Here is a 1,027-nt window from a genome sequence, read left to right as displayed (position 1 = left end):
ATGCCGATGAGCAGAACGCCAAGAATGATGCCGTTAATGGCGGCATTGGCCTGAAAGGCCTCGATCAGCGGTTCGTGCAGGACGCCGGCAAGGGCTGCCACCACACCCAGGAATACCGCCATCCAGACGATATACTGGCCGGGGCCGGTAAAGCGCACCTTGCGGGGCTTCGGGGCTTCGGGCGGAAGAGGCAGATCGCGTGAAGGCATGCCGGGAATGTCCCTTCATTCTGGCCGCAGGCAGGCACGCCGCAAAATGGCGCGCCATCGGGTCAAGGCATGACCCGTTTGACCATGAGAGACAAGCATCTTGGCTGTTTTTGGGCGAACGCCGCCTACTTGCCGGCCTTGGCAAGCCGGACCTTGAGTTCCTCGAAGGTGAACTCGTTGCCGGCGACGATATGGCCGGTCTCCAGCACATCGCCCGTACCATCGAGCGAGCCGGCGAAGCCGCCCGCCTCGCGCACCAGAACGATGCCGGCAGCAATGTCCCAGGCTTTGAGATTACGTTCGAAAAAGCCGTCAAACCGGCCAGCCGCCGTCCAGGCAAGGTCGAGCGAAGCCGCGCCATAGCGGCGGATACCTGCACAGTGAGGCATGATCGCGTGCAGCTCGGTGAGGAATTTCGCGTGGCCTGACTTGCCGGCAAACGGCATGCCGGTCGCGATCACGCACTCATCGAAATGGATGCGGCCAGAAACGCGCAGGCGGCGGTCGTTCAGGAAGGCGCCGCGGCCCTTCTCGGCGTGGAAGAAGTCATCGGCTGCCGGGTTGTAGACGATCCCGGCGATCAGCTCGCCTTCACGCTCCAGTGCCACCGAAATCGCAAAATGGGGCTGGCCGTGCAGGAAATTGGTCGTCCCGTCGAGCGGGTCGACAATCCAGCGATGGGACCGGTCTGTCCCCTCGACCACACCGCGCTCTTCCATCAGGAAGCCATAGCCCGGACGGGCCTTGGACAGTTCCTCGAACAGAACTTCCTCTGCCTTGGCATCCGCCGTCGGGACGAAGTCGGCGGGCCCCTTCTT

At 63.1% G+C, this 1,027-nt stretch carries 1 protein-coding gene and 1 pseudogene; both read right to left on the bottom strand.

Features of this window, described 5'->3' with window-relative positions; translation table 11 throughout:
- A pseudogene (locus tag ACTS2Z_RS05870) lies at positions 1-209 on the bottom strand (hypothetical protein); the annotation flags it as partial.
- Between the two features lie 125 nt (positions 210-334).
- On the bottom strand, positions 335-1,027 hold a 693-nt coding region (locus tag ACTS2Z_RS05865; protein ID WP_442572286.1), incomplete at its 5' end, for an inositol monophosphatase family protein.

Origin of the sequence: Glycocaulis sp., from assembly GCF_052168375.1 — a bacterium.
Taxonomy (GTDB): Bacteria; Pseudomonadota; Alphaproteobacteria; order Caulobacterales; family Maricaulaceae; genus Glycocaulis.
This window is presented reverse-complemented; position numbering and strand designations above follow the sequence as displayed.